This window comes from Bradyrhizobium sp. Pha-3, from assembly GCF_042258615.1.
Lineage (GTDB): Bacteria > Pseudomonadota > Alphaproteobacteria > Rhizobiales > Xanthobacteraceae > Bradyrhizobium.
The window spans coordinates 60,545-84,665 of sequence record NZ_CP170152.1; the positions used below are offsets into that span (position 1 = coordinate 60,545).

The window sequence follows — 24,121 nt, forward strand, 5'->3', positions numbered from 1 at the left end:
GCTATATCAGCGCCGTTCGGAGCGCCATCGACCGTGTCGAGGCCGTGTCTGAGCGGGCCGGCGCCGGGTTTGAACCCTCGCCGCATCTGGAGGAACGCCCGCTCCCAGGTCTTGAAGGCGATATTTTCGTTTCAGGCTCCGGATCATTCAAACGTACCGAACGTGCAGTTTTACTGCCGGCCCGCTGTTGCACCTCCTGCAATGAGCGGTCGTCAGGGTTTGCGGAACCCTGACACTTCACGCGCGGTGCGCCCATCAACCCGAACGGCCGGCAAGATCCCGCATTTGGAGAACAAATGGCTTCGAATACTGTGTCTTCCTATACCCCCACCCGCGACGATTTCGCGGCGATGCTTGATGAATCCTTTGCCGGCGGCAATCTGCAGGAAAGCTCGGTCATCAAGGGCAAGGTGGTTGCAATTGAGAAGGACATGGCCGTCATCGACGTCGGCCTGAAGACCGAAGGCCGCGTTGCGCTGCGCGAATTCGCCGGCCCCGGCCGTGAAAGCGATCTGAAAGTCGGCGACGAAGTCGAGGTGTTCCTCGACCGGATCGAGAATGCGCTCGGCGAAGCCGTGCTGTCGCGCGACAAGGCGCGCCGCGAGGAAAGCTGGGGCAAGCTCGAGAAGGCGTTCCAGAACAACGAAAAGGTCAACGGCGTCATCTTCAACCAGGTCAAGGGCGGCTTCACGGTCGACCTCGACGGTGCGGTGGCCTTCCTGCCGCGCTCGCAGGTCGACATTCGTCCGATCCGCGACGTCGCGCCGCTGATGAACAACTCGCAGCCGTTCCAGATCCTCAAGATGGACCGCCGTCGCGGCAACATCGTGGTGTCGCGCCGTACGGTTCTCGAAGAGACCCGCGCCGAGCAGCGCCAGGAGCTGGTGCAGAACCTCGAAGAGGGTCAGGTGATCGACGGCGTGGTCAAGAACATCACCGATTACGGTGCGTTCGTTGATCTCGGCGGCATCGACGGCCTGCTCCACGTGACCGATATCGCCTGGCGCCGCGTCAACCACCCGACCGAGGTGCTGACCATCGGCCAGACGGTGAAGGTCAAGATCATCAAGATCAACCACGAGACGCACCGCATCTCGCTCGGCATGAAGCAGCTGTTGGATGATCCGTGGCAGGGCATCGAAGCCAAGTACCCGCTGGGTGCCCGCTTCACCGGCCGCGTCACCAACATCACCGACTACGGCGCGTTCGTCGAGCTCGAGCCGGGCATCGAAGGTCTGATCCACGTCTCCGAGATGTCGTGGACCAAGAAGAACATGCACCCCGGCAAGATCGTTTCGACCTCGCAGGAAGTCGAAGTGCAGGTGCTCGAAGTGGATTCGGTCAAGCGCCGCATCTCGCTCGGTCTCAAGCAGACCATGCGCAATCCCTGGGAAGTCTTCGTCGAGAAGTTCCCGGTCGGTTCGGTGGTCGAGGGCGAGGTCAAGAACAAGACCGAGTTCGGACTTTTCTTGGGTCTCGAGGGCGACGTCGACGGCATGGTCCATCTCTCCGACCTCGACTGGAAGCTTCCGGGCGAGCAGGTCATCGACAACTTCAAGAAGGGCGACATGGTCAAGGCCGTGGTGCTCGATGTCGATGTCGAGAAGGAGCGTATCTCGCTCGGCGTCAAGCAGCTCGAAGGCGACCCCTTCGCCGAGCCGGGCGACGTCAAGAAGGGCGCGGTCGTGACCTGCGAAGTGCTCGAAGTGAAGGAGAGCGGCATCGAGGTCCGGATTTCGGGCACCGAGTTCACCACCTTCATCAAGCGGTCCGAGCTGGCCCGCGATCGCAACGACCAGCGCGCCGAACGCTTTGCCGTCGGCGAGAAGGTCGATGCCCGTGTCATCCAGTTCGACAAGAAGGCCCGCAAGGTGCAGGTCTCGATCAAGGCGCTGGAAGTTGCCGAAGAGAAGGAAGCCATCGCGCAGTACGGCTCCTCCGATTCGGGAGCGACGCTTGGCGACATCCTCGGCACCGCGCTGAAGAACCGCGGCACCGACAAGTAAGGCTTCGTCTCGTTGAGGCGAACATCGGGGCCCCGGCGTAAGCCGGGGCCTTTTTTGTTTTGGGGAATACCGTAGCCCGGATGAAGCGCAGCGAAATCCGGGGCTTTGTATCCGCGGCTGAAGCCTTCCCGGATTGCGCTGCGCTTCATCCGGGCTACGGATACCTCCAATTACCGGGCCTTGTTTTCTTCATATTGCGTCGCAATTGATGTATTTGGCTAAGCTGATAGTGACGCTGCGACGGCAAAACGCGCGGATTGCGCGCTGACTATTTCTGGAGAGATCGGATGTCGCTGGATTCAGACGTGATCGTCGACCGCCGCCGGATCAGGCGCAAGCTGACATTCTGGCGCGTCGCCGCTGCGGCCATTGCAATCGCGGCCATCGTCGGCGTGGGCGTGATCGCCGCCGGCGGACGCGGCGCCTTCTCGACGTCGAACGCGATCGCGCGGATCAACATCGACGGACTGATCCGCAGCGACCAGGAGCGCGTCGAGGCGCTGGAGCGGCTCGGTAAGTCGAGCTATGCGGCCGTTGTCGTGCACATCAATTCGCCCGGCGGCACCACCGCGGGCTCCGAGCAGCTTTACGACTCGCTGATGCAGTTGAAGGCGAAGAAGCCGCTTGTCGTCGTGGTCGAGGGATTGGCGGCCTCGGGCGGCTACATCACGGCGATCGCCTCCGACCACATCGTCGCCCAGCAGACCTCGCTGGTCGGCTCGATCGGCGTGCTGTTCCAGTTTCCCAACGTTTCCGAATTGCTCAAGACCGTCGGCGTGAAGATGGAGGAGATCAAATCCTCGCCGCTGAAGGCGGCGCCCAACGGCTTTGAGCCGACCAGCCCGGAGGCCCGCGCCGCGATCGACGGCCTGGTCAAGGATTCCTATGCATGGTTCCGTGGATTGGTGAAGGAGCGGCGCGGCATGGACGACGCCTTGCTGGAGAAGGTCGCGGATGGCCGCGTCTTCACCGGCCGGCAGGCGGTCGATCTCAAGCTGATCGATCAGCTCGGGGATGAAAAGACCGCGATCGCGTGGCTGGTTGCGGAGAAGAAGGTCAAAAGCGACCTGCCGGTGCGCAATTACAAGCTTAATCCGCGCTTCAGCGACCTGACCTTCCTGCGCACCGCGGCGTCGATGACGCTCGATGCGTTCGGTCTCGGCGGCATCGCGCGGCGGATCGAGCAGGGTGGCGTGGCCCAGGCGGTCGACCGGTTCGGGCTCGACGGCATGCTGGCGCTGTGGACTCCCGGAGGAACCGACTAGTCGAGAGCGAAAGGCGTACTGATCAGGGTATTCCCGCTGTGCGGGAATCGCCGCATGCTCCAATTGGGCTATTTGTCACGCGATTTCACGGCGTCCTAAATCGATTTAGCGTCTTGACAGTGCACGGCATTTTCACGGAAATGGGTTTCCGCAAGAGCCCGGATCCCATTTTCGATGATCAAATCCGAACTTGTTCAGCGTATCGCCGAGCACAACCCGCACCTCTACCAGCGGGACGTCGAGAACATTGTGAATGCGATTCTCGATGAAATCGTCGCGGCGCTGGCGCGTGGCGACCGCGTCGAGCTGCGCGGTTTTGGCGCTTTCTCGGTGAAGCATCGCCCGGCGCGTGCCGGCCGCAATCCGCGTACCGGCGAGCATGTGCCGGTCGACCAGAAGAGCGTGCCGTTCTTCAAGACCGGCAAGGAAATGCGCGAGCGCCTCAATCGCGACGAAGCCGAGGCGGGAGCCTCCAAGATCGACGCGCCCAAGGCTGACGCCTAACAAGGCTGGCGCTTGGCGCGCGACGTCGGCGCTGCCGTTGCTGTGGGCGATGCGCCCGCACTTTCTCCATCGCGGCGAGAGATGGTCATGCGAAAGTTCTTCACGGCAGTCGTCGTCGTTCCACTCGGACTGATCTTCATCATCTTTGCCGTCGCCAACCGTCACTGGGTGACGGTGTCGTTCGATCCTTTCAACTCTGTGACGCCGACGGTTGCGGTCACGCTGCCGCTGTTCGTCGTCATCATCGCATCCGCCATTCTTGGCGTGATCGCCGGTGGCATCGGAACCTGGTTCAAGCAGGGGCGCTGGCGCCGCGCCGCCCGCCAGCATGAGGCCGACGCCCGCCACGTCCGCGCCGAGCTCGCCGACCTCAGGGCCACCGCCTCCCGGGACGACGCGCAGCGTCGTTCGGCCCCGGCCCAGCTGGGGTTCTACGGGCCCAATGGGCGAGACAAGCAGGGCGCGACGTTGTAGAACCCGCCCCGTCGGACCCGGGCCAGCCCCCGTTCCGGACGCCCGAAAACCCGTTTTGAGACCCGTTTCGAGACCATGCCCCTGCTCGTCAAAATCTGCGGCCTGTCCACGCGCGAGACGCTCGACGTCGCGCTCGAGGGTGGTGCCGACATGGTGGGGTTCGTGTTCTTTCCCCCGTCGCCGCGCCATATCAGCCTCGAGACCGCGCGCGAGCTCGGCAGCCGCGCCAAGGGCCGCGCCGTCAAGGTCGCGCTGACCGTCGATGCCGACGACGCCACCTTGGAAAACATCGTCGAGACGCTGCGGCCGGATATCCTGCAATTGCACGGCAAGGAAACCACCGCGCGGCTGCGCGACATCAAGCAGAAGTTCGGCCTGCCGCTGATGAAGGCGCTGCCGGTCGAGACCGCCGCCGACCTCGCCCCGCTGCCGGGCTATGCCGGCGTCGCCGACCGCATCCTGTTCGATGCCCGCGCGCCGAAGGATGCCACGCGGCCGGGCGGTCTCGGTGCGCCGTTCGATTGGCACCTGCTGGAAAATCTCGATCTCGCGCTGCCCTACATGGTCTCCGGCGGGCTCAATGCCGAGAACGTCGCTGAAGCTGTCCGCGTTACCCGCGCCGGCGGGGTCGACGTGTCGTCGGGCGTCGAGCGCACGCCGGGCGTCAAGGATCCCGAGCTGATCCGCGCCTTCATCCGCGCCGCACGCGCAACCGGCTCTTCTTCACCTCTCCCCGTTTACGGGGAGAGGTCGACCGCGCAACGCGCGGGCGGGTGAGGGGCGCCGCAATGATGATTGAGCAAGTGGAGAAACCCCTCACCCCAACCCTCTCAGGGCGAGCTATGCTCGTCTCGGCCCCGCAAGAGCGGGGCGAGGGAGCGGAAACAGCGCCGCGGCGCGGCCAGAAGAACTGATGGTTCGATGAATCAAAACCTGCCCAATTCCTTCCGCAGCGGCCCCGACGAGCGCGGGCATTTCGGCATTTTCGGCGGACGCTTCGTCGCGGAAACGCTGATGCCGCTGATCCTCGATCTCGAAAAGGCCTATGCCGACGCCAAGGCCGATCCGGCGTTCCAGGCCGAGATGAATGTCTATCTGAAGGACTATGTCGGCCGGCCCTCGCCGCTCTATTTCGCCGAACGGCTCACCGAGCATCTCGGCGGCGCGAAGATCTATCTGAAGCGCGAGGAGCTCAACCACACCGGTTCGCACAAGGTCAACAACGTGCTCGGCCAGATCATGGTCGCGCGCCGCATGGGCAAGAAGCGCATCATCGCCGAGACCGGCGCCGGCCAGCACGGCGTGGCGACAGCGACGCTGTGCGCGCGCTTCGGACTCGAATGCGTGGTCTATATGGGCGCGGTCGACGTCGAGCGGCAGCAGCCCAACGTGATCCGCATGGAAATGCTGGGCGCCAAGGTCGTCCCGGTGCAGTCGGGTGCGCGTACGCTGAAGGACGCGATGAACGACGCGCTGCGCGATTGGGTCACCAACGTGCACAACACCTTCTATTGCATCGGCACGGTGGCGGGTCCGCACCCCTATCCGATGATGGTGCGCGATTTCCAGTCGATCATCGGCCACGAGACGCGTACGCAGATGCAGGAGGCCGAGGGCCGCCTGCCGGACTCGCTGATCGCCTGCATCGGGGGCGGGTCCAATGCGATGGGCCTGTTCCATCCATTCCTCGACGATCCCCTGGTCGAGATATTCGGTGTCGAAGCGGCCGGTCACGGGCTGACGCAGCTGCATGCGGCCTCGCTCGCTGGCGGGCGTCCCGGCGTGCTGCACGGCAACCGCACCTATCTCTTGATGGACGCCGACGGCCAGATCGAGGAAGCGCATTCGATCTCCGCCGGCCTCGATTATCCCGGCATCGGCCCCGAGCACGCCTGGCTGCACGAAACCGGCCGCGTGAAATATCTCTCGGCGACCGACGAGGAAGCGTTGGCCGCATTCCAGCTGCTGTCGCGGCTCGAAGGCATCATCCCCGCGCTGGAATCCGCGCACGCCATCGCGAAACTGTCCGAACTCGCGCCGCAGCGGCCGAAGGATCACCTGATGGTGGTCAACCTCTCGGGCCGCGGCGACAAGGACGTGCCGCAGGTCGGCGACATCTTGAAGGCGAGGCAGAAGTGAGCGATCGGCCGCGTCTCCTTGACCTCTCCCCGCCGGGGAGAGGTCGGCTGCGTAGCAGCCGGGTGAGGGGTCTTTCCCCTCACTCGAACCGAAGTGATGTTTCGATCATCTCGAGTACGCCTTCGAGATTTTCGTACACGTCCGTATTGGACACTCGCACGACGAGAAACCCGCAAGCTTCGAGGACTTCAGTCCTCGCTGTGTCGCGCTTTACCTCGGACGACGTCGAATGTGTCACGCCGTCGACCTCAATGATCAGCTTACCGTCAAGTGTAACGAAATCGACTATGTACCGGTCAACCGGATGCTGGCGCCGGAATTTCCATCGCGACAGCCTGCGATTGCGCAACGCCTGCCAAAGCTTCGCTTCGGCGCTCGTTTGCGATGCGCGGAGGCTTCTTGCTCTTGCTTTGAACTGCTCCATCCCCCTCACCCGGCTGCTGCGCAGCCGACCTCTCCCCGGAGGGGAGAGGTATAGCACAGTGAATGCCGCCCCATGACCACCCGTATCGACGCACGTTTCGCCGAGCTGAAGCAGCAGGGCCGCTCCGCTTTCGTCACCTTCGTGATGGCCGGCGACCCCGACGCCAAGACCTCGCTCGACATCCTCAAGGCGCTGCCGAAGGCCGGCGCCGACGTCATCGAGATCGGCATGCCCTTCACCGATCCGATGGCCGACGGCCCGTCGATCCAGGCCGCCGGCCTGCGCGCGCTCAAGGGCGGCATGACACTGCGCAAGACGCTGGCGATGGTCCGCGACTTCCGCAAGGACGACAACACGACGCCGATCGTGCTGATGGGCTACTACAATCCGATCTACATCTACGGCGTCGAGAGCTTCCTCGCCGATGCCAAGGCCGCCGGCGTCGACGGGTTGATCATCGTCGACCTGCCGCCGGAGGAAGACACCGAGCTCTGCATCCCCGCGCTGAAGGCCGGGCTCAACTTCATCCGGCTGGCGACGCCGACCACCGACGACAAGCGCCTGCCGGCGGTGCTCGCGAACACCTCGGGCTTTGTCTATTACGTCTCGATCACCGGCATCACCGGCGCTGCGACGGCCGATTCGAACGCGGTCGCGGAAGCCGTCGCCCGCATCAAGCGCCACACCAAGCTGCCGGTCTGTGTCGGCTTCGGCATCCGCACCCCGGAAACGGCGCGCGCGATCGCCGAGAACGCCAACGGCGCCGTGGTCGGCACCGCGATCGTCGACGTGGTGCGCGCCAACCTCGATGCCGAGGGCCGCGCGACGCCCAAGACCGTGAGCGCGGTGGCGGACCTGGTGTCCGCGCTGGCGCAGGGAGTTCGGGGCGCCAAGCAGGCCGCTGAATAAGCCACATTTTGCGGCAACAAGGCTGCAGACGGCGGCTTGCCGGGTTCGCCCGGCCCGCCATATATCCAGCTGGTGCGGGACCGACCCGCATTTCGGAGCGAACCATGAACTGGCTCACCAACGTCGTCCGGCCGAAGATACGCAACATCCTGCGGCGCGAGACCCCGGAAAACCTCTGGATCAAGTGCCCGGATTCCGGGCAGCTGGTGTTCTACAAGGACGTCGAGGCCAACCAGTTCGTGATCCCCGGCTCGAACTACCACATGCGCATGGGTGCGGTGGCGCGGCTGAAGTCGATCTTCGACAACGAGACCTGGTTCGACGTCGCGCTGCCCGAGGTGACGGCCGATCCGCTGAAATTCCGCGACGAGCGCAAATATGTCGACAAGATCAGGGATGCGCGGGCCAAGACCGGGCTGAACGACGCGGTCAAGGTTGGCTACGGCAAGCTCGAGGGCACCGGCGTCGTGGTCGCCGTGCAGGATTTCGATTTCATGGGCGGGTCGCTCGGCATGGCCGCCGGTGAAGCGATCGTGCGCGGGCTCGAGCTCGCGGTCGAGAAAAAGTCGCCCTTCATCGTGTTCGCCGCATCCGGCGGCGCACGGATGCAGGAAGGCATCCTGTCGCTGATGCAGATGCCGCGGACCACGGTCGGCGTGCAGATGCTGCGCGAGGCGAAGCAGCCCTATATCGTCGTACTGACCAATCCGACCACCGGCGGCGTCACCGCCTCCTATGCGATGCTCGGCGACGTCCAGATCGCCGAACCCGGTGCGCTGATCGGCTTTGCCGGCGCGCGCGTGATCGAGCAGACCATCCGTGAGAAGCTGCCGGAAGGTTTTCAGCGCGCCGAATATCTGCGCGAGCACGGCATGGTCGACATGGTCGTGCACCGCCATGAGATGAAGGCCACGCTGGCGCGGCTCTGCCGCCTGCTGACCAAGGCACCGGCGCCTGAAACCGCGTCCAAGCCCACGGTCGCCGTCACCGAGCCGGCACAGATCGTCACGGCACCGGAGACGGTGCCGGCAGCGCCGCACGCGTGACCGCAAACGACGCCCCATCGCAACCCTCGTTCGAGGCGTTGATCGCGCGGATATCGGCGCTGCATCCGAAGCGCATCGATCTCAGCCTCGATCGCATGCGCGGCCTGATGGAGCGGCTCGATCATCCCGAGCGCAAGCTTCCACCGGTCATCCATGTCGCCGGCACCAACGGCAAGGGCTCGACGATCGCCTATCTGCGCGCAATCCTGGAAGCGTCGGGCCTGCGCGTGCACGTCTTCACCTCGCCCTATCTGGTGCGGCTCAACGAATGCTATCGGCTGGGTGCCACGGGCGGCGGCAAGCTCGTCGGCGACGACGAGCTGCGCACGACGTTCGAGCATTGCGAAGCCGTCAACGCCGGCTATCCCATCACCATCTTCGAGATGGAAACCGCGGTGGCGTTCTGCCTGTTCGCGAAGCATCCGGCCGACGTCGCGCTGCTCGAGGTCGGCCTCGGCGGCCGGCTGGATTCGACCAATGTGGTCGAGACGCCGCTGGCCTCGGTGATCACGCCGGTCAGCATGGATCACATGGAATTCCTCGGCGATACGCTGACGTTGATCGCCGGCGAGAAGGCCGCGATCATCAAGCGCAAGGTGCCGGTGGTTTGCGCCGAGCAGGCGCCGGACGCGATGGCTGTGATCGAGGCTGAAGCGAACCGCATGCGCGCGCCGCTGCATGCCGCCGGTCAGCAATGGCATGTCGGTGTCGAGCGCGGCCGGCTGGTCTATCAGGACGAGCGCGGCCTGCTGGATCTCGCCGCGCCAAGACTGTTCGGACGGCACCAGTTCGACAATGCGGGGCTTGCGATCGCAACCTTGCGCGCGATCGACACCTTCAGGCTCAACATCGCGGCCTTTGAGGCCGGCATCGTCAACGCGGAATGGCCGGCGCGGATGCAGCGGCTGGTCTCAGGCAGCCTGGTCTGCCAGGGACCGCAGGGCTCCGAGGTCTGGCTCGATGGCGGCCACAATGCCGAGGGCGGCCGCGTTGCGGCCGCGGCGCTCGGCGATCTCGAGGAACGCGTGTCGCGGCCGCTGGTCGTGATAACCGGCATGATGGCCAACAAGGACGCCAATGCCTTCCTCGCCAATTTCGCGGGACTGACGCGCCACATCATCGCGGTCCCGGTGCCCGGCCGCGACAACGGCATGGCGCCGGACAAACTCGCCGATGCCGCACGTGCGCTCGGCATGCGGGTCGAGATCGCATCCGGCGTCGACGCCGCGCTGCAACGGCTTGCCACGCTGGCCTACGAGGTGCCGCCGCGCATCCTGATCACCGGCTCGCTGTACCTGGCGGGTCCGGTGCTTGCCGCCAACGGCACGCCTCCTGCATGATCCATCCGGTGTCCCGGACGCGGTGCAGCGCGCAGCGATGCTCCGCCGAGCCGGGACCCATCTCGACGCAATGGGCCCCGGCTCAGCAGCGCATCACTGTGTGCTGCGCTGCGTCCGGGGCACGCAAGGGAAGTGACTGACACCATGCGCTTTGCTGCGATCGCCGACATCCACGGCAACCATCTCGCACTTCAAGCCGTGCTGTCGGATATCCGAGCGCAGGGAATTTCCGACATCGTCGACCTCGGCGACATGGTGAGCGGGCCGCTCGATTCCCGGCCGACCATCGATCTGCTGATGGCGCTCGATGCGGTCCATCTGCTCGGCAATCACGACCGCTATCTGATCGACCGCCCGCACGAGAAAATGGGCTCCTGGGAACGGTTGACCTATACCCAGCTCGAGCCGCGGCATCTCGACTGGCTGCGCACGTTGCCGGCGAATGCGGTCTATCGCGACGCGGTGTTCCTGTGTCACGCGACGCCGCAGGACGACGAGACCTATTGGCTCGAGACGGTGCTGCCGGGCGGCGAAGTCTGCATGTCGACGCTGGAATCGATCGAGGCGAGGGCGGACGGCGTGACGCAATCGCTGATCCTGTGTGCGCACACCCATACCGCGCGAGCCGTGCGGCTTCGCGATGGCCGGCTGATCGTCAATCCCGGCAGCGTCGGCTCGCCTGGCTATCGCGCCGGCAAGCCGCACCCGCATGTGGTCGAGGCCGGTTCACCCGATGCGCGCTACGCGATCGTCGAACAGGTCGATGGCGACTGGGACGTCACCTTCCGCCACATCCCCTACGATCACGCCGCGATGGCGGCGCTGGCGCAGCAACACGGCCAGGCCGAACTTGCCTCGGCGCTGGCGACCGGATGGATCAGGTAGTCGCCGCAAAGCAAGCTCGTCATGCGCGGGCTTGACCCGCGCATCCATCAATCTTCGCGTGAACGATTTTCGGAAGTGGATGGATGGCCGGGTCAAGCCCGGCCATGACGAGTGGGACGATCGTGCACAAAACAAAACGGCCGGCTTGGCGCCGGCCGTTTCACAAATCAGCTAATTCGAAATCGGATCAGACCGCAGCGGTGATCCACTGCTGCAGCTTGGCCTTCGGCGCGGCGCCGACCTGACGGGACGCCATCTCGCCGCCCTTGAAGATCATCAGGGTCGGGATCGACATCACGCCATACTTCGACGCGGTCTTCGGGCTCTCGTCGACGTTGAGCTTCACGATCTTGACCTTGTCGCCCATCGCGCCGGAAATCTCATCGAGAGCGGGCGCGATCATGCGGCAGGGTCCGCACCACTCGGCCCAGAAGTCGACGACCACCGGCCCGGTCGCCTTGAGCACTTCGGCTTCGAAATCGGCGTCAGAAACCTTGCCAACGGCCATGTCAGTACCTCGTTCGGTTGAGACAAAGGGCGCGGTGGAGAATCGCGCCCGGGGAGCATGGGTCAAACCTATGAACGCCCCCTTGCCGGGTCAAGCTCGGTCACATTGACATGATCTTATGCCAGCCCGGCGTCCAGCGCGGAGGCCGAAATCTCCATGATTTCAGGCGTTTCGGTCCAAAGCAGCGCCGCCCGGACGGGCAGTTGGGGATAAAGCTTCGAAAGCACGGCCCGATAGAGCGCGAGCTGCCGGACATAGCCCCGCGGCACCTCGGCGGCGGCCTTGGGCGGGGCGTGGTTGGTCTTGAAATCGACGATCAGGACGTCGGTCGGCGTCACCACCAGCCGGTCGATCTGGCCCGAGACCAGCGCCTTGGGCTGGCCCGGCCGCTCCAGCCGTCCGACGATCGAGACCTCCGCGCGGCTGCCGGGCGCGAACACGGCGGCGAAACGCGGATCGGCGATCAAGTCCAGCACCTGGTCTGCGAGCGCGGCCTGCTCCTGTTCGCTCCAGCCGTCGGCATTGCGCGCGAGGTAGCCAAGCGCGGCGGAGCGCCGCCGCTCAGGGGCAATTTCGGGCAGCGATTGCAGCAGGCGATGCACCAGCGTGCCGCGTTGCAGGGCGCGGGCACGCAGCAGCACCGATTCGCCGGTTCGTATCGGATGGCTGTCGCCATCCGCCGGATCGGACGGACGCAATACGCCCGCGGCGGAAGCTTCTGGTGCGGCCGCGGTCCGCAGCCAGGACGGCAGCGCGATCGGCGCTACGGCCGTTGATGCAGCAGCGCCGGTGAGATCGGCGACGTCATCCGGCCGCGAATAGCGCATCACCTTGCCGGCGGGCGTCTCGATCTCCTCGAGCTTGAGCCCGGCATTGGCGAGCCCCTTGGTGATCAGGTCGTACCAGGAGGATTTTCGCACCGTGTTCATGTTGCCGGGCATGCAGCCGCCGACGATCAGCCGGTCGGCCGCGCGGGTCATCGCGACATAGAGCAGGCGGCGATATTCGTCCTCGGTGTCGCCGAGCATCGCCTTGCGCGCATCGGCGACATTGGGGGGATCCTCGGCCTTCTTGCCGGCCCACACGACGACGCCGGGCGCGTTCGGCGCGGCATTGCCCTGCGGCAGATGGATCAGCCGCAGCCGCTGCGTGTCCGACGGCGAGGTCGTGGTGTCGACCAGGAACACCACCGACGCTTCGAGGCCCTTGGCGCCGTGCACGGTCATGACGCGGACCTCGTCGCGCGAAATCTCCATGTCGCGCTTCACCTCGGTGTCGGCGGCGCGCAGCCAGGCGATGAAGCCCTGCAGCGAGGCCGGCGCCTTGCGCTCATAGCTCAGCGCGAGTTCGAGGAATTCGTCGAGCGCGTCGTTGGCCTCGTGGCCGAGCCGGCGCAGGATGCGCGCCCGCCCGCCGTCGCCGCCGAGCAGCCAGGCGTAGAATGCGAACGGCGTCTCCTCGGTGAAGCGGCGCTCGCATTGTTCGAGGCGGCGCAGCGCGGCCGCGAACCGCTCATCGGTCGGCGCCTGTGAGGCCAGCGCCTCGCGCAGCGCGCCGCGGCGCTGGTACGCCAGTTTGAACAGATCGTCGTCATCGAGGCCGAACAGCGGGCTCTTCAGCGCCACCGCCAGCGCGAGGTCGTCCTGCGGCAGCAGCAGCGCGTCGGCGAGGTTCATCAGGTCGATGATCGCGATGTGCTCGGTCAGCTTCAGCCGGTCGGCGCCGGCGACTGGAATGTTGGCGTGCTTCAGCGCCTGGATGACCGCGTCGAAGGCGTTGCCGCGCCGCCGCACCAGGATCAGCATGTCGCCGTAACGCAATGGCCGTCGTCCGCCTTCGCTGCCGGTCATGGTGCCGCTGCTGACGAGGCGCTTGATCTCGGCCTGGATGCGCCGCGCGAGCTTCACCTCGGGGCTGGTCACCGAGACGCCGTCGAACGGTGCCCGCCAGCCTTCGATGTCCTGGCGGTCGTCGGCGACGGCGAGATCCCAGAGCTCGATCAGGCTGGGGCCGGCGTCAGTCATCGCATTGTGGATCGGATAGCCGTTCTCGACCGCATGGATGCTGCGAAAGATCTCCTGCTCGCGGAACACATGGTCGACCGAATGCAGGATCACTGGTCCCGAGCGGAACGAATAGGTGAACGACACCGGATCGAACTTCAGTCCGGCGTCCTCGAACCGCCGCTTCAACTCGCGCCGCCGCAGGTCGAATTCGCGGGGTGCTGCGCCCTGGAACGAGAAGATCGACTGCTTCTCGTCGCCGACCGCGAACACGGTGCGCACCAGGCCGTCGCGCGCGCCGGCGCCGGAGGTGAATTCCGAGATGATGTGCGCGACGATGTCCCATTGCCGGGGGCTCGTGTCCTGCGCCTCGTCGATCAGCACGTGATCGACGCCGCGGTCGAGCTTGTAATGCACCCAGCCCGAGGAGACGCGGTCGAGCATCGCCAACGTCTTGTCGATCAGATCGTCATAATCGAGCAACCCGCGTTCCAGCTTCTCGCGCCGGTAATGCGCGGCTGCCGCGGTCGCGATGTGGATCAGCGCCTCGGTGCGGTCGCGCGCCACCACGGCGCGGCGTCGCTCGATCAAGGGACCGAGACGGTCGATCTCCGCCTCGAACCTGTTGCCAGCGACCGGATTCTTCTTGATGAAATTGTTGGTGATGACAGACGCGCGTGGCGCGCGGTCATCGGTCAGGAAGACGCCGAGATATTCGTCGACCTGCGCTGCCCCGGTAAAGGTCAGCGCACCCCGCAGCCGTTCCGCCTGCTTCTGATCCGCCTTGCTGCTGGTGTCGAGGAGCGTCGCCATCTCCTTCCAGCTCGCGCGCGGCAGGTTCGGGCCGTCGACGATCTCGCGCTCGACATCCTCGATGCGAATATCGGCGGAGACGCCGAGCGCGGCTGACATCTGCGCGGCGGCAGCCGTGGCGTTGCCGGCGGCGTCGGTCCAGGCCATGAAATGGTCGCGGCTCAGACAAGCCTCGCGGACCACCTCCTTGAAAGTGACATCAGCGGCGTTTGCCATCGCCGTCCGCAGCGCGCGGCCGATGGGACTGTCGGGAATCCGCGACGCCTCGAGGAACACCGCGAGATTGGCGCGTTCCATCATCTCGTTCTGGTCGCGGTCGTCGAGCACGGCGAAGCGCGCCGGCACGTTGGCCTCGAACGGAAACTGCTGCAGCAGGCGGGTGCACAGCGCGTGGATGGTCTGCACCTTCAAGCCGCCGGGCGTCTCCAGCGCGCAGGCAAACAGCTTTCGGGCCTCGCGCCGCAGCGTGGCGCTGGGATGCGCGATGCCGGCCTCGCGGATCGCGGCATCGAGCCCGGCGTCATCGAGTGTCACCCAGTGGCCGAGCGTCGTGAACACGCGCTCGGCCATGTTCGCCGCGGCGGCCTTGGTGAAGGTGATGCAGAGGATCTTCTCTGGCGGCACGCCGGACAGCAGCAGGCGGATCACGCGCTGGACCAGCACATGCGTCTTGCCCGAGCCGGCATTGGCCGACACGAAGGTCGACGCCTTCGGATCGGACGCGCGCGCCTGCGCGTCGCGCACCGCGTGCGGAATAGGGCGGGGCGCCTTCACCATTCCTCGATCCCCAAACCGCCGGCGGCGGACCATTCCTTGATGCGCGCGAGGTCGTCATAGGCGCCGTAGCGGTTGGCCCACATCGAGAGGTTCAGTGAGGTGTAGGCCTGCTGCTCGTCGTCGAAGGCGCGAATCAAGGCTTCCAGCTTGCGCCGCGCGCTGTCGGCGGCTTCGTCGGGCGGCTGCGGCGTGTCGTTGGTCTTGATCTTCAGCTCCAGCGAGCGCTGCTCGCCCGGCGGGTTGTTGCCGCTCAGCCTGACATAGACGAGATCGCCGACCGAGGAGTCCGCCGGAATATCGGCGAAGCCGCCCTCGCGCAGGATCGCGGCTTCCAGCGTCAGCTGCGGCGACAGGCCCATGCGCACCTGCTTGCCGGTCGGCGGCTGGCCGGTCTTGTAGTCGAGGATCGCAAAGCTGCCGTCATCGCGCCGCTCGATGCGGTCGGCGCGCGCCGAGAGCACGAACGTCCTGGCATCGTCGAGGGGAATGCCGATCTCGCCGCGGATCTCGGCTTTGATCGAATCAATGCTGCCGCGCCGGGCCTGCTCCCATTCGGCAAACCACGCCGCGATGCGCTGGAACCGCGGCCACCACAGCGCGCGCGCCTCCGGCCGCTCCATCAGCGGCGCAAAATGCTTGGCCCCGATCTCGCGCAGCGCGCTCTTGATGTCGTCAGGCAGCGCGTCGGCGTAAGTTTGTGTGAACTCGCCGAGCGATTCGTGGATCGCCGAGCCGCGATCGGCCGCCGACAGCGGCATATCGACGGGATCGAGCGGATCGAGCTTCAGGATGTAGCGCGCATAGATCGTGTAGGGATCGCGCAGCCAATCCTCGATCGCGGTAACGGACATTTTCAGCGGCCGCGCCTCGCGCGGGGGCCGCGGCTCCGGCTGCGGGATCGGCTGGACCGTGTCGGGCCGGTCGAGCTCGGCGGCGTATTGCACGTAAGTTTCGCCGGCTGACGTCGCCACCTTCCAGCGTGCTTCGCCCGCAACCGCCTCTAACCGGTGCAGGAAGCGCGAAGCGACCGCGGGCGCGCCGCCGACCTTGGCGGCGTGGGTGAGGATCACCTCGTCATGGCCGAGCAGCTGCGCAAAGTCGTGCGCGGAGAGGCCGATGCGCCGTTCGGGGAGATCGAGCCCGAGCTCGTGCCGCATCGGCCGGCTCAGCCACGGATCGATCCGCGGCGCCGGCGGCCAGACGCCCTCGACCAGGCCGCCGAGGATGACGCGATCGGACTCGGTCAGACGCGCCTCGAGCTGGCCGAAGATGTTGAGCTGCGCGCGCGCCGATTCCGGCCGCCGCACCATGCGGTCGGCGAACGCGGTCTGGAACACCTCGGGATAATCGGCGAGCGGCGTCATCAATCCGCTTGGCTGCTGCTTGGCGAGCAGCTCGTCGAAGGCGGACGCGAGGGACGCGCCGGCGCGCTCCTCGAACACGATTGCGACGCCGTTCTGGTCGGCCGACAGCGCGATCAGCGCCTCGCGATGGCGCGATGCCAGCTCCGCGAAATCGTAGGGTCTTGATGAGGCCATGCCTTCGAGCGGCGCCAGCGCTGCCTGAAGTTTGGCGATCAAGGCCTGTGCCTTGTCGAGATCGTTGTCGCGCAGCTGGGCGCGTTGCTCCTGTCGATGTAGTGAGGAAGTCTCGCCACTGTTGAGTTTCACAAGTTCGGCGCGGAAGCGGGCGAAGTCGCGCGCGAGGCCGCCAGTTCCCGCTTGCGGCCGCGTGCCGCGGAGCAGCGCGATCTCCAGCACCTCGATCGCGCGCTTCAGCGCGCCATGGGCGCCGCCGAGCCGGAACAGCGGATGCTTGAGCAGCGCGAGCAAAGTCGGCGGCTCCAGCCCCTTGGCCGCGGCCTCCGCGGTGAGGCGGGCAAACACGCCGGCCGGCGTCTCGATCAGCGCATCACCGCCGGAATCGTCGAACTCGAGATTCCATCGCGTCAGCGAGGCCATCACGCGGCGCGCCAGCGCGCGATCCGGCGTCACCAGCGCGGCCGATTTGCCGAGGTGCCGCGCCTCGCGCATCGCGACCGCAATCGCCAGCGCCTCCATTTCCGGATTGGGCGCCTCGACCACGGTGAGATTGGTCATCCCCGCGGAAATCCGCGTCACGATCTCGGGCCGCTCCAGCCGGTCGTGCCATTGCGCCGTTGCGGTCGAGGGGCGCATCGTCTCCGACACCAGCACCTCGCGGCCGAGCGGCGCAGGCTCGGCAAGGCTCTCGACATCGCGGCGCTTGATGCCGAAGCGGTCGAGCAGCGCGTGCATCGCGAATTGCGGGTGGTTGGACGAGGGCGGTGTGGTGAACCTGCCGTCGTCGCTACGTTCGCCGCCGATCGTGTCCCAGGAGTCTTCGTCGAGGTCGGTGTCGAGCCCGGGCAGCACCACGGCGCCGTTCGCAAGCTTCGCCACCGCGTGCAGGAATTTCGCGGTGGCCGGCATCGAGCCGGTCGAACCGGCCGCGATCACCGGGCCCGTGGGATGCGCGGTCAGCCGCGCCGCCTCCGCCTCGATCAGCAGATCGCGGCGTGCCGCGGGTTCGATCCGGCCGATCTCCTTGAGGTAGTTCGGCCAGGCGTCGCGTGCGATGCGCAGGAAGTCGAGCGAGTGCTGCCAGTATTTGTCGAGCTGGTCCGGCACCAGGCGGTCGAGCGCTCGCCAGTCGACGCCGCGCGTCACCATGTCGTCCATCAGCCGCGCCAGGTCGCCGGCGAGCTGCAAGGTCGAGGCCGGGCCGCCGACCACCAGCGGCGCCGACACCGGCGTCTTCGCCCAGGCCGCGACCAGATGCGCCAATGTCAGGCGGCGCTCGAGCTCGCCCAGTCTCGGCGGGATTTCCAGCGGCGCGGTGCCGCCGACGTCGTCGCCCTGGTCGGCGAAAGCGAGTTCGTCCTCATCGATCTCGCCGAGCGCGACGATGCGCGGCAGCACCGCGGCGTCGGAATCGAGCACATCGAGGAAGATTTCGCGCGCCAGCCGTCCGGCGCGGCGGGTCGGCAGATAGAGCGTGGCGCCGGCGAGCTTTGCCGGATCGTTGCGTGCCTCGAATCCCGCGACCAGCCGGCCAGCGACCAGCGCCGAAATGACGGTGCGCAGGAACGGCGCAGAGACGGGAACGCTGAAAACGCGCATGGGCTGCCTGGTTCGAATCAGGCGCCAATATAGGGAGCGGCGGCTGTCGTTAGCCACCCCTCTCGCTCGACCGTGTCAGCTGATTATCGCAGCCGGCCGGCGCAGCGATCAACGGCATCCAGGAACCAGCGCCGCGCCGGATCCTCAGCCGCGCGGACTGTATGGATCAGGTCGATCGCGAAGGCAGGGATGTCGATCGGCGGCATCACGACGGCAATTTCGGCGAGCTGCGTCAAGCGCCGGGCGACGCGCTCGGCCATCGTCGCGATCAGATCGGTGCCGGCCACGGCGAAGGGAACGGCCACCACATGCGCCAGCGTCACGGCCACCCGCCGCTTCAACCGATGGCGCGCCAGCAGCGCGTCGATCACGCTCGGCAGCCCATCGCCGCCGGCCGCGGAGAACAGCGCATGCGGCAGGGTCGCGTAATCCTCCAGGCTGAGCTGCTCCGATTGATTTGCGCGCGCGCCATCGCGGATGCACACGAAGCGTTCCTCGAACAGGCGATGCCGGACACAGCGTGGCGAATCCGGCAGATGGCCACCGATCAGCGCATCGAGCTCGGCGCGCTCGAGCTTCGCCAGGGCCGCCGTCGTGTCAGTCAGCGGACGCACGGCGAGGTCGATGCCCGGCGCCTCCATGCGCAGCAAGCGGCTCAGTTCCGGCACCAGAACGAGGTCGCCGTAGTCGGTCGCAGCGATGGTGAAGCGCCGTCGCGCGCTGGCCGGATCGAAGCTCCGATCGGGCGCCAGCGCGCCCCTGATTTGCCGCAACGCCTCTCCGATCGGCCCGGCCAGGGCCAATGCCTTTTCGGTCGGCTGCATGCCCGCGCCGGCGCGCAGGAACAGTTCGTCCGCAAACAGCGCGCGCAGCCTGCGCAGCGCGCTGCTCATCGACGGCTGGGCCAGCCCAATGCGCTCGGCCGCGCGGGTGACGTGGCGCTCCTCCATCAGCGCCTCGAAGGCGACCAGCAGGTTGAGATCGACGGCGGCCAAATTCATTACAGCAATAATGCTTATAAGAATAATCGATTTCAACAATGATCTGCATGTGCCTACGGTCGCGACGGACACGACCACGAGGCGGAAAGACTTGAGACGTTCAGACTTGGGACGTTCAGACTTGGGACGTTCATTCGCGAAGCTGATGCCGCGCGGGCCGACCTTGCTGATCGTCGGCGTGCTGGCCGGGCTCGCTTTCCCTGCCTTGGCGGACGGCGCGCGCCCGCTGATGGCGGCGGCGATCTTCGTTCTGGTTCTCGGGACCTTTCTCCAGGTCGACAGCGCGGCGTTCCGGCGTGCGCTGGGGCGTCCGCTGGTCTCGCTGCTGTTGCCGGCGCTGGCGATGCTGGTCTGTCCGCTTGCGGTCGGCTTCGCAGCGCGCGGCGCCGGATTTCGGCCGGAGCTGATCGTCGCGCTGGTGCTCTCGGTGTGCGCGCCGCCGTCGACCGGCACGGCGGCGGTCGCACGCATGCTTGGGTTCGACGCGACCATTCCGCTCGCCGTGACGCTGCTGTCGATGGCCCTGGCGCCGGTCACAGTTCCGCTGATCGCGGCGGGATTTGCCGGCCTCGCGCTCGATCCGCTGGCGCTCGCCGCGCGGCTGGCGCTGCTGGTTGTCGGTGCCGGCGCGCTGGCGTTGCTGCTTCGCCGTCAGGCCGCTGCACAATTGGCGCGGCATTCGCGCATCATCGACGCGCTCGTACTCGCCTCGCTGTTGCTGTTCGCAATTGCCACCATGGCGGGAGTGCGTGCACAGATCGAAGCGCAGCCGGCCACCGCGCTAAGCTTTGTCGGCCTTGCCTTCGCCTGCAATCTCGCTTTGCAAGCGCTCGGCGCGCTGCTCACGCCGGGTCCGCTGGCCGAGCGGTTGACCACGGGGCTCATTCTGAGCAACCGCAACGTCGGATTGGTCTGGTCGGCGTTGGGCGCGGCGGTGTCGCCGATGACGGCGCTGTTCTTCGCCGCCACGCAATTCCCGATCTATATGATGCCGCGCCTGATCGAGATGCTGGTTCGGCGCGAGCGAAAGGAGAAAGCCCCATCATGAGCGAGACGATCCTGACCGAAGACCTCGCCGTCCGCTTCGCCCGCATCGCGCTCGGCCACGTCACACGCGAATATCCGAACAAGCCAGATCACGTGTTGGCCGGACCGCAGGATGCATGTACGCCGCGCGAGCTGCATCCGGTGTTCTTCGGCAGCTACGACTGGCATTCCTGCGTCCATGGCTACTGGATGCTCGCCCGGCTGCTGCGCCGATACCCGGCATCCGAAGCGGCAGCTGAGATCCGCACCCTGTTCGACGCGCAGTTCGTCACGGAGAAGATCGCGGCCGAATGCGCCTATTTCGCGGCCCCGACGGCGCGCGGCTTCAAGCGGCCTTATGGCTGGGGTTGGCTGTTGAAGCTTGCGGCGGAGCTCGCGCTCTTCGATGGCGTCAGCTGGCGCGAGCAGATCGCGCCGCTAGCCGCAATCGTCGCGCAGCGGTTCCGCGATTTCCTGCCGCTCGCCACCTATCCGGTGCGGGTCGGCACGCATTTCAACACCGCGTTCGGGCTTCGCATGGCCGCCGACTACGCCGCCGCGACGCTGGACGATGCACTTAGCGCGCTGCTGCGCGAGACGGCACTGCGCTGGTACGGCGCCGATCAGGATTGCCCCGCCTGGGGTGAGCCGAGTGGCGATGATTTCCAGTCGTCTGCGCTGATCGAAGCGGAATGCATGCGGCGGCTGCTGGCGCCGGGCGAGCTCCTGCCCTGGTTCGACCGCTTCCTGCCGCGGCTCGCGCAACGCGAACCCGCAACCCTGTTCCGGCCCGCAACGGTCACCGATCGGTCGGACGGCAAGCTTGCGCATCTCGACGGACTCAATCTCAGCCGGGCATGGTGCTGGCGCGCGCTGGCCGGCGCGTTGCCGGAGAGCGATGCGCGTCGCCCGATCCTGCTGGATGCTGCGCGAGGTCACCTCGACGCCGGCCTGCCGCACATCGTCGGCGACTATATGGGCGAACACTGGCTCGCGAGCTTTGCCGTGCTCGCGATCGACAGCGATGATTGACGGGTGGGTCTAGGTTGAGCTGGAACGGCGTCGTAGTTCACCTCTCCCTTCGGGAGAGGTCGATTTGCGGGTCCTAACCGGCTACATAGGTAACAGAATAGACCGGCGACATGGGTAACAGGTCAACTGATCGGCAAGGAGGAGCTTGCCGATGGGGTGGATGGAGACCTGTGCTGTGGATGAGCGGATGCGGTTTGTGGTTGCGGCGCAAAAGCACGAGGAGTCATTTGCGGCGGTGTGTCGGCGGTTCGGAGTGAGCCGTCGGGTGGGCTACAAATGGCTTGCACGGTTCGAGGAAGAAGGCGCGGCCGGACTGTTCGATCGTCCGCGAGCTCCTCTGCATCGTCCGCAAAGCGTTGCGGAGGAGATCGCCGAGCGCTGCCTTGAGGTGCGTCGGGCGCATCCGACCTGGGGGCCGATCAAGGTGCTGGCCTTTCTTGAACGGAAGTCACCTCGGACGGCATGGCCTGCGGCAAGCACGATCGGCGAGCTGTTCGATCGTGAGGGCCTGACGGTGAAGCGCAAGCTGCGCCGGCGTAGCCCGCCCTCGAGCGCGCCCTTTGCCGGTTGCGATGCAGCCAACGATACCTGGTGCATCGACTTCAAGGGCTGGTTCCTGACCGGGGACGGCATGCGCTGCGAGCCGCTGACGATCACCGATGCCTACAGCCGCTACCTGCTGCGCTGCCAGGTTCTGGCGCGCACCGACACGGATCATGTCTGGCCGGTGCTGGACGCGGCGTTCCGCGAGTTTGGGTTGCCGCATTACATGCGCTCGGACAACGGCTCGCCGTTTGCCTCGCGCGGCGCCGGAGGATTGTCGCGGCTGTCGGTCAAGCTGATCAAAGCCGGCGTGACGCCAGAGCGCATTGCACCGGGCAAACCTCAGCAGAACGGCCGCCATGAACGCATGCATCTGACCCTGCTGCAAGACGTTGCCAGTCCGCCGGCTCCCACCATGCGCGAGCAGCTCAAGCGCTTGCACAGCTTCCAGCATCTCTACAACCAAGAACGTCCGCACCAATCGCTCGACAACGCCACGCCAGCCGACCGTTACCAAGCCTCCTCGCGCCGCTTCCACGGTGTCTTGCGCGAGCCGGAATACGCTGACGATCAGGAGGTCCGCTCGGTCCGGCAGAACGGAGAGATCAAGTGGCTGGGCAACACGATCTACATCAGCGAAGCGCTGATCGGTGAGCCCGTCGGCCTGGCCGAGGACCAAGACGGCTGGACCGTCAGCTATGGCCCGATCGTGCTCGGCACGATCGCTCGCCGCGGTGACCAACTCCGCAGGCCGAGACGCAAAGCAAGAGGCTGTGGACTTGAGGACAACGCTGCGCGTTGCCCTCAGGGTCCACAGCCTCAACAACAACAGACCTGAACGAAACGAGAATTGTGTTACCCATGTCGTCGGTCTGAACTGTTACCCATGTTGCCGGTTGCTCATGCGCAGCAAATCGGGTGAGGGGTTACGGTCTATCGAGAGAGCAAGAGCCCTCACCCGGATTGCACTGGACGATGCTTCGCATCGCCAGGCGCAATCCGACCTCTCCCCGACGGGGAGAGGTGAACCGAAAGCGCGGCAGCCCATTCAACCCGCCTTACGCGACGCTTTCCAGAAAGGCTTCTTCCGCGGCCTGGATCGCGTCGGGAGTCCCGACATGCATCCAGACGCCGTCGAGGCGCAGGCCGAACAGCCGCTCCTGCTCGTTGGCGCGGTCGAACATCTTGGTCAGCGAGAATTCACCGGCGGGGGCGTCGGCGAACAGCGACGGCGACATGATCGCGGCGCCGGCATAGACGAACGGCACCACCTGGTTCTCCCGTCGCTTGCGCAGCGCGCCGTCCGGCAACATCGAATAGTCGCCGCGGCCGCTATAGCCGATGCTCGAGGCGGTCGGTGCCATCAGCAGCAGAATATCCATCCGGGCGGGGTCGAAGGCTTCCGCCAGCCGCGCCAGATTGGAGCGCACGCCGTCGATCCACATCGTGTCGGCATTGAGATGGAAGAACGGCGCATCACCGAGCAGCGGCAGCGCCTTCACGACCGCGCCGCCGGTGCCGAGCACCTGGTCGCGCTCGTCGGAGATGATGACGCGCGGGCGGCTGCGGGTCTTGACGTGTTCGATGATCTGGTCGGGCAGGTAATGCACGTTCACGACCGCTTCGCTGACGCCGGCGCCGGCGAGCTTGTCGAGCACATGGTCGAGCAGCGGCTGGCCGGCGACGCTCACCAGCGGCTTCGGCATGGTGTTCGTCAGGGGGCGCATGCGCACGCCGAGGCCCGCAGCGAGCACCATAGCCTTGTGGGGAGTGACGGGCATTTTCCTGATATTCTCGGTCATCATCTCTCGGCGCCGATCATATCACGGCGATTCGGCAAGCGCATCGATCAGACGCCATAGTCACCGGACATGACGGCCGTAAGACGGCAACGGGGCCTAGACGTCGGCAGCCTGCGCACCGCGTTTGGCAGTTTTCTTCTTCTTGTCGCCTTGTTTAAGGAAGTTGACGCCGATCTGGTCGCCATTGACCCACGCCAGCTCGCAGCGGCGATAGGCCAATCCTGTGGACGACAACAGCAGAAAGAACTCCTTCAGGTTCAGGCCCTCGACCGAGCCGTCGACGGAGAGCTTGGCGCCCGTCTCCGACACGTCTTCCATGGTGCAGTCGCGCCGCCAGGTGCCGTCAATGCCCATCATGTGCGCGGCTATGCCGCGCTCAAACGTGACACGATCGCCCTTGCGTCGTTCCGTCCCCATTGTGTGGTCCTGCTCCCGATCGGCCGCGCCTTGGATCACATGCGGCCTTGGCAACCTTAGGAGACCC

General features: G+C 66.0%; 19 protein-coding genes and 1 pseudogene. 13 read left to right on the plus strand and 7 right to left on the minus strand.

From position 1 onward, the window contains the following. Window positions 1-296: 296 nt before the first annotated feature. The 6 genes from rpsA to trpB all read left to right on the plus strand — a co-directional run bounded on the left by rpsA (window position 297) and on the right by trpB (window position 6,388). Entirely contained in the window at window positions 297-2,006 is a 1,710-nt protein-coding gene (gene rpsA / locus ACE10Z_RS00305) for a 30S ribosomal protein S1 (RefSeq protein WP_050404279.1), read from the plus strand. Between the two features lie 287 nt (window positions 2,007-2,293). Next, entirely contained in the window at window positions 2,294-3,271 is a 978-nt protein-coding gene (sppA, locus tag ACE10Z_RS00310; protein WP_375786174.1) for a signal peptide peptidase SppA, read from the plus strand. A gap of 174 nt (window positions 3,272-3,445) precedes the next feature. After that, window positions 3,446-3,775: an integration host factor subunit beta gene (locus ACE10Z_RS00315; RefSeq protein ID WP_050426527.1), complete on the plus strand. Its 330-nt coding sequence runs from the start codon at window positions 3,446-3,448 to the stop codon at window positions 3,773-3,775. 87 nt (window positions 3,776-3,862) lie between these two features. Continuing rightward, window positions 3,863-4,249 carry a lipopolysaccharide assembly LapA domain-containing protein gene (locus ACE10Z_RS00320; RefSeq protein WP_207834248.1) on the plus strand — a complete coding sequence of 129 codons (387 nt, stop codon included), beginning with the start codon at window positions 3,863-3,865 and terminating at the stop codon, window positions 4,247-4,249. Window positions 4,250-4,324: 75 nt separating this feature from the next. Beyond that, window positions 4,325-5,026, plus strand: coding sequence for a phosphoribosylanthranilate isomerase (locus tag ACE10Z_RS00325; RefSeq protein WP_375786175.1), 702 nt, complete (start codon window positions 4,325-4,327; stop codon window positions 5,024-5,026). A gap of 144 nt (window positions 5,027-5,170) precedes the next feature. Continuing rightward, a complete protein-coding gene (gene trpB, locus ACE10Z_RS00330) occupies window positions 5,171-6,388 on the plus strand; it encodes a tryptophan synthase subunit beta (protein ID WP_375786176.1) in 1,218 nt (405 codons plus the stop codon). 79 nt (window positions 6,389-6,467) lie between these two features. Here trpB and ACE10Z_RS00335 read toward each other — a convergent pair whose 3' ends face one another. Beyond that, window positions 6,468-6,812, minus strand: coding sequence for an endonuclease domain-containing protein (locus ACE10Z_RS00335; protein ID WP_229172248.1), 345 nt, complete (start codon window positions 6,810-6,812; stop codon window positions 6,468-6,470). A 72-nt stretch (window positions 6,813-6,884) separates the two neighbouring features. On the opposite strand from ACE10Z_RS00335, the gene trpA reads away from it, so the two are divergent. The 4 genes from trpA to ACE10Z_RS00355 all read left to right on the plus strand — a co-directional run bounded on the left by trpA (window position 6,885) and on the right by ACE10Z_RS00355 (window position 10,992). Then, entirely contained in the window at window positions 6,885-7,721 is an 837-nt protein-coding gene (gene trpA, locus ACE10Z_RS00340) for a tryptophan synthase subunit alpha (RefSeq protein WP_375786177.1), read from the plus strand. Between the two features lie 104 nt (window positions 7,722-7,825). Continuing rightward, on the plus strand, window positions 7,826-8,767 hold the full coding sequence (gene accD, locus ACE10Z_RS00345) for an acetyl-CoA carboxylase, carboxyltransferase subunit beta (protein WP_342725379.1): 942 nt from the start codon (window positions 7,826-7,828) through the stop codon (window positions 8,765-8,767). Between the two features lie 95 nt (window positions 8,768-8,862). Beyond that, window positions 8,863-10,107 (plus strand): bifunctional folylpolyglutamate synthase/dihydrofolate synthase, encoded by a 1,245-nt coding sequence (locus ACE10Z_RS00350; protein WP_375790067.1) that lies wholly within the window; start codon window positions 8,863-8,865, stop codon window positions 10,105-10,107. 144 nt (window positions 10,108-10,251) lie between these two features. Next, window positions 10,252-10,992 (plus strand): metallophosphoesterase family protein, encoded by a 741-nt coding sequence (locus ACE10Z_RS00355; protein WP_375790068.1) that lies wholly within the window; start codon window positions 10,252-10,254, stop codon window positions 10,990-10,992. A gap of 187 nt (window positions 10,993-11,179) precedes the next feature. Here ACE10Z_RS00355 and trxA read toward each other — a convergent pair whose 3' ends face one another. The 4 genes from trxA to ACE10Z_RS00375 form a co-directional block, all read right to left on the minus strand. Next, entirely contained in the window at window positions 11,180-11,500 is a 321-nt protein-coding gene (gene trxA, locus ACE10Z_RS00360) for a thioredoxin (protein WP_016847387.1), read from the minus strand. A gap of 116 nt (window positions 11,501-11,616) precedes the next feature. After that, on the minus strand, window positions 11,617-15,093 hold the full coding sequence (gene addA / locus ACE10Z_RS00365; protein ID WP_375786178.1) for a double-strand break repair helicase AddA: 3,477 nt from the start codon (window positions 15,091-15,093) through the stop codon (window positions 11,617-11,619). Beyond that, the gene (gene addB, locus ACE10Z_RS00370) at window positions 15,087-18,233 is read right to left on the minus strand and encodes a double-strand break repair protein AddB (RefSeq protein WP_375786179.1); all 3,147 of its coding nucleotides are present in this window, start codon (window positions 18,231-18,233) and stop codon (window positions 15,087-15,089) included. Before addB ends, addA begins: the two co-directional genes overlap by 7 nt. Before the next feature lie 83 nt (window positions 18,234-18,316). Further along, the gene (locus ACE10Z_RS00375; RefSeq protein WP_375786180.1) at window positions 18,317-19,270 is read right to left on the minus strand and encodes a LysR family transcriptional regulator; all 954 of its coding nucleotides are present in this window, start codon (window positions 19,268-19,270) and stop codon (window positions 18,317-18,319) included. A gap of 85 nt (window positions 19,271-19,355) precedes the next feature. Between ACE10Z_RS00375 and ACE10Z_RS00380 the strand changes: the two genes are divergently transcribed. From ACE10Z_RS00380 to ACE10Z_RS00390, 3 genes and pseudogenes are all read left to right on the plus strand, one after another. Further along, window positions 19,356-20,282 (plus strand): hypothetical protein, encoded by a 927-nt coding sequence (locus tag ACE10Z_RS00380; RefSeq protein ID WP_375786181.1) that lies wholly within the window; start codon window positions 19,356-19,358, stop codon window positions 20,280-20,282. After that, window positions 20,279-21,292, plus strand: a complete 1,014-nt coding sequence (locus tag ACE10Z_RS00385) for a DUF2891 domain-containing protein (RefSeq protein ID WP_375786182.1) — start codon at window positions 20,279-20,281, stop codon at window positions 21,290-21,292. Before ACE10Z_RS00380 ends, ACE10Z_RS00385 begins: the two co-directional genes overlap by 4 nt. 151 nt (window positions 21,293-21,443) lie before the next feature. Next, a pseudogene (locus tag ACE10Z_RS00390) lies at window positions 21,444-22,559 on the plus strand (integrase core domain-containing protein); the annotation flags it as partial. Between the two features lie 334 nt (window positions 22,560-22,893). Here ACE10Z_RS00390 and ACE10Z_RS00395 read toward each other — a convergent pair. Then, a complete protein-coding gene (locus ACE10Z_RS00395) occupies window positions 22,894-23,616 on the minus strand; it encodes a nucleotidyltransferase family protein (RefSeq protein ID WP_375786183.1) in 723 nt (240 codons plus the stop codon). A 117-nt stretch (window positions 23,617-23,733) separates the two neighbouring features. Next, window positions 23,734-24,054 carry a PilZ domain-containing protein gene (locus ACE10Z_RS00400; protein WP_163156892.1) on the minus strand — a complete coding sequence of 107 codons (321 nt, stop codon included), beginning with the start codon at window positions 24,052-24,054 and terminating at the stop codon, window positions 23,734-23,736. Window positions 24,055-24,121 lie beyond the last annotated feature (67 nt).

Excerpts from the sequence above, each read along its gene's own strand:
- ACE10Z_RS00325 (WP_375786175.1), top strand. The coding sequence starts at position 4,325 with ATGCCCCTGCTCGTCAAAATCTGCGGCCTGTCCACGCGCGAGACGCTC.
- ACE10Z_RS00350 (WP_375790067.1), top strand. The coding sequence starts at position 8,863 with ATGCGCGGCCTGATGGAGCGGCTCGATCATCCCGAGCGCAAGCTTCCA.
- trpB (WP_375786176.1), top strand. The coding sequence starts at position 5,171 with ATGAATCAAAACCTGCCCAATTCCTTCCGCAGCGGCCCCGACGAGCGC.
- accD (WP_342725379.1), top strand. The coding sequence starts at position 7,826 with ATGAACTGGCTCACCAACGTCGTCCGGCCGAAGATACGCAACATCCTG.
- rpsA (WP_050404279.1), top strand. The coding sequence starts at position 297 with ATGGCTTCGAATACTGTGTCTTCCTATACCCCCACCCGCGACGATTTC.
- ACE10Z_RS00315 (WP_050426527.1), top strand. The coding sequence starts at position 3,446 with ATGATCAAATCCGAACTTGTTCAGCGTATCGCCGAGCACAACCCGCAC.
- addB (WP_375786179.1), bottom strand. The coding sequence starts at position 18,233 with ATGCGCGTTTTCAGCGTTCCCGTCTCTGCGCCGTTCCTGCGCACCGTC.
- trxA (WP_016847387.1), bottom strand. The coding sequence starts at position 11,500 with ATGGCCGTTGGCAAGGTTTCTGACGCCGATTTCGAAGCCGAAGTGCTC.
- ACE10Z_RS00395 (WP_375786183.1), bottom strand. The coding sequence starts at position 23,616 with ATGCCCGTCACTCCCCACAAGGCTATGGTGCTCGCTGCGGGCCTCGGC.
- sppA (WP_375786174.1), top strand. The coding sequence starts at position 2,294 with ATGTCGCTGGATTCAGACGTGATCGTCGACCGCCGCCGGATCAGGCGC.
- trpA (WP_375786177.1), top strand. The coding sequence starts at position 6,885 with ATGACCACCCGTATCGACGCACGTTTCGCCGAGCTGAAGCAGCAGGGC.
- addA (WP_375786178.1), bottom strand. The coding sequence starts at position 15,093 with ATGGTGAAGGCGCCCCGCCCTATTCCGCACGCGGTGCGCGACGCGCAG.
- ACE10Z_RS00335 (WP_229172248.1), bottom strand. The coding sequence starts at position 6,812 with ATGGAGCAGTTCAAAGCAAGAGCAAGAAGCCTCCGCGCATCGCAAACG.
- ACE10Z_RS00320 (WP_207834248.1), top strand. The coding sequence starts at position 3,863 with ATGCGAAAGTTCTTCACGGCAGTCGTCGTCGTTCCACTCGGACTGATC.
- ACE10Z_RS00355 (WP_375790068.1), top strand. The coding sequence starts at position 10,252 with ATGCGCTTTGCTGCGATCGCCGACATCCACGGCAACCATCTCGCACTT.
- ACE10Z_RS00385 (WP_375786182.1), top strand. The coding sequence starts at position 20,279 with ATGAGCGAGACGATCCTGACCGAAGACCTCGCCGTCCGCTTCGCCCGC.
- ACE10Z_RS00400 (WP_163156892.1), bottom strand. The coding sequence starts at position 24,054 with ATGGGGACGGAACGACGCAAGGGCGATCGTGTCACGTTTGAGCGCGGC.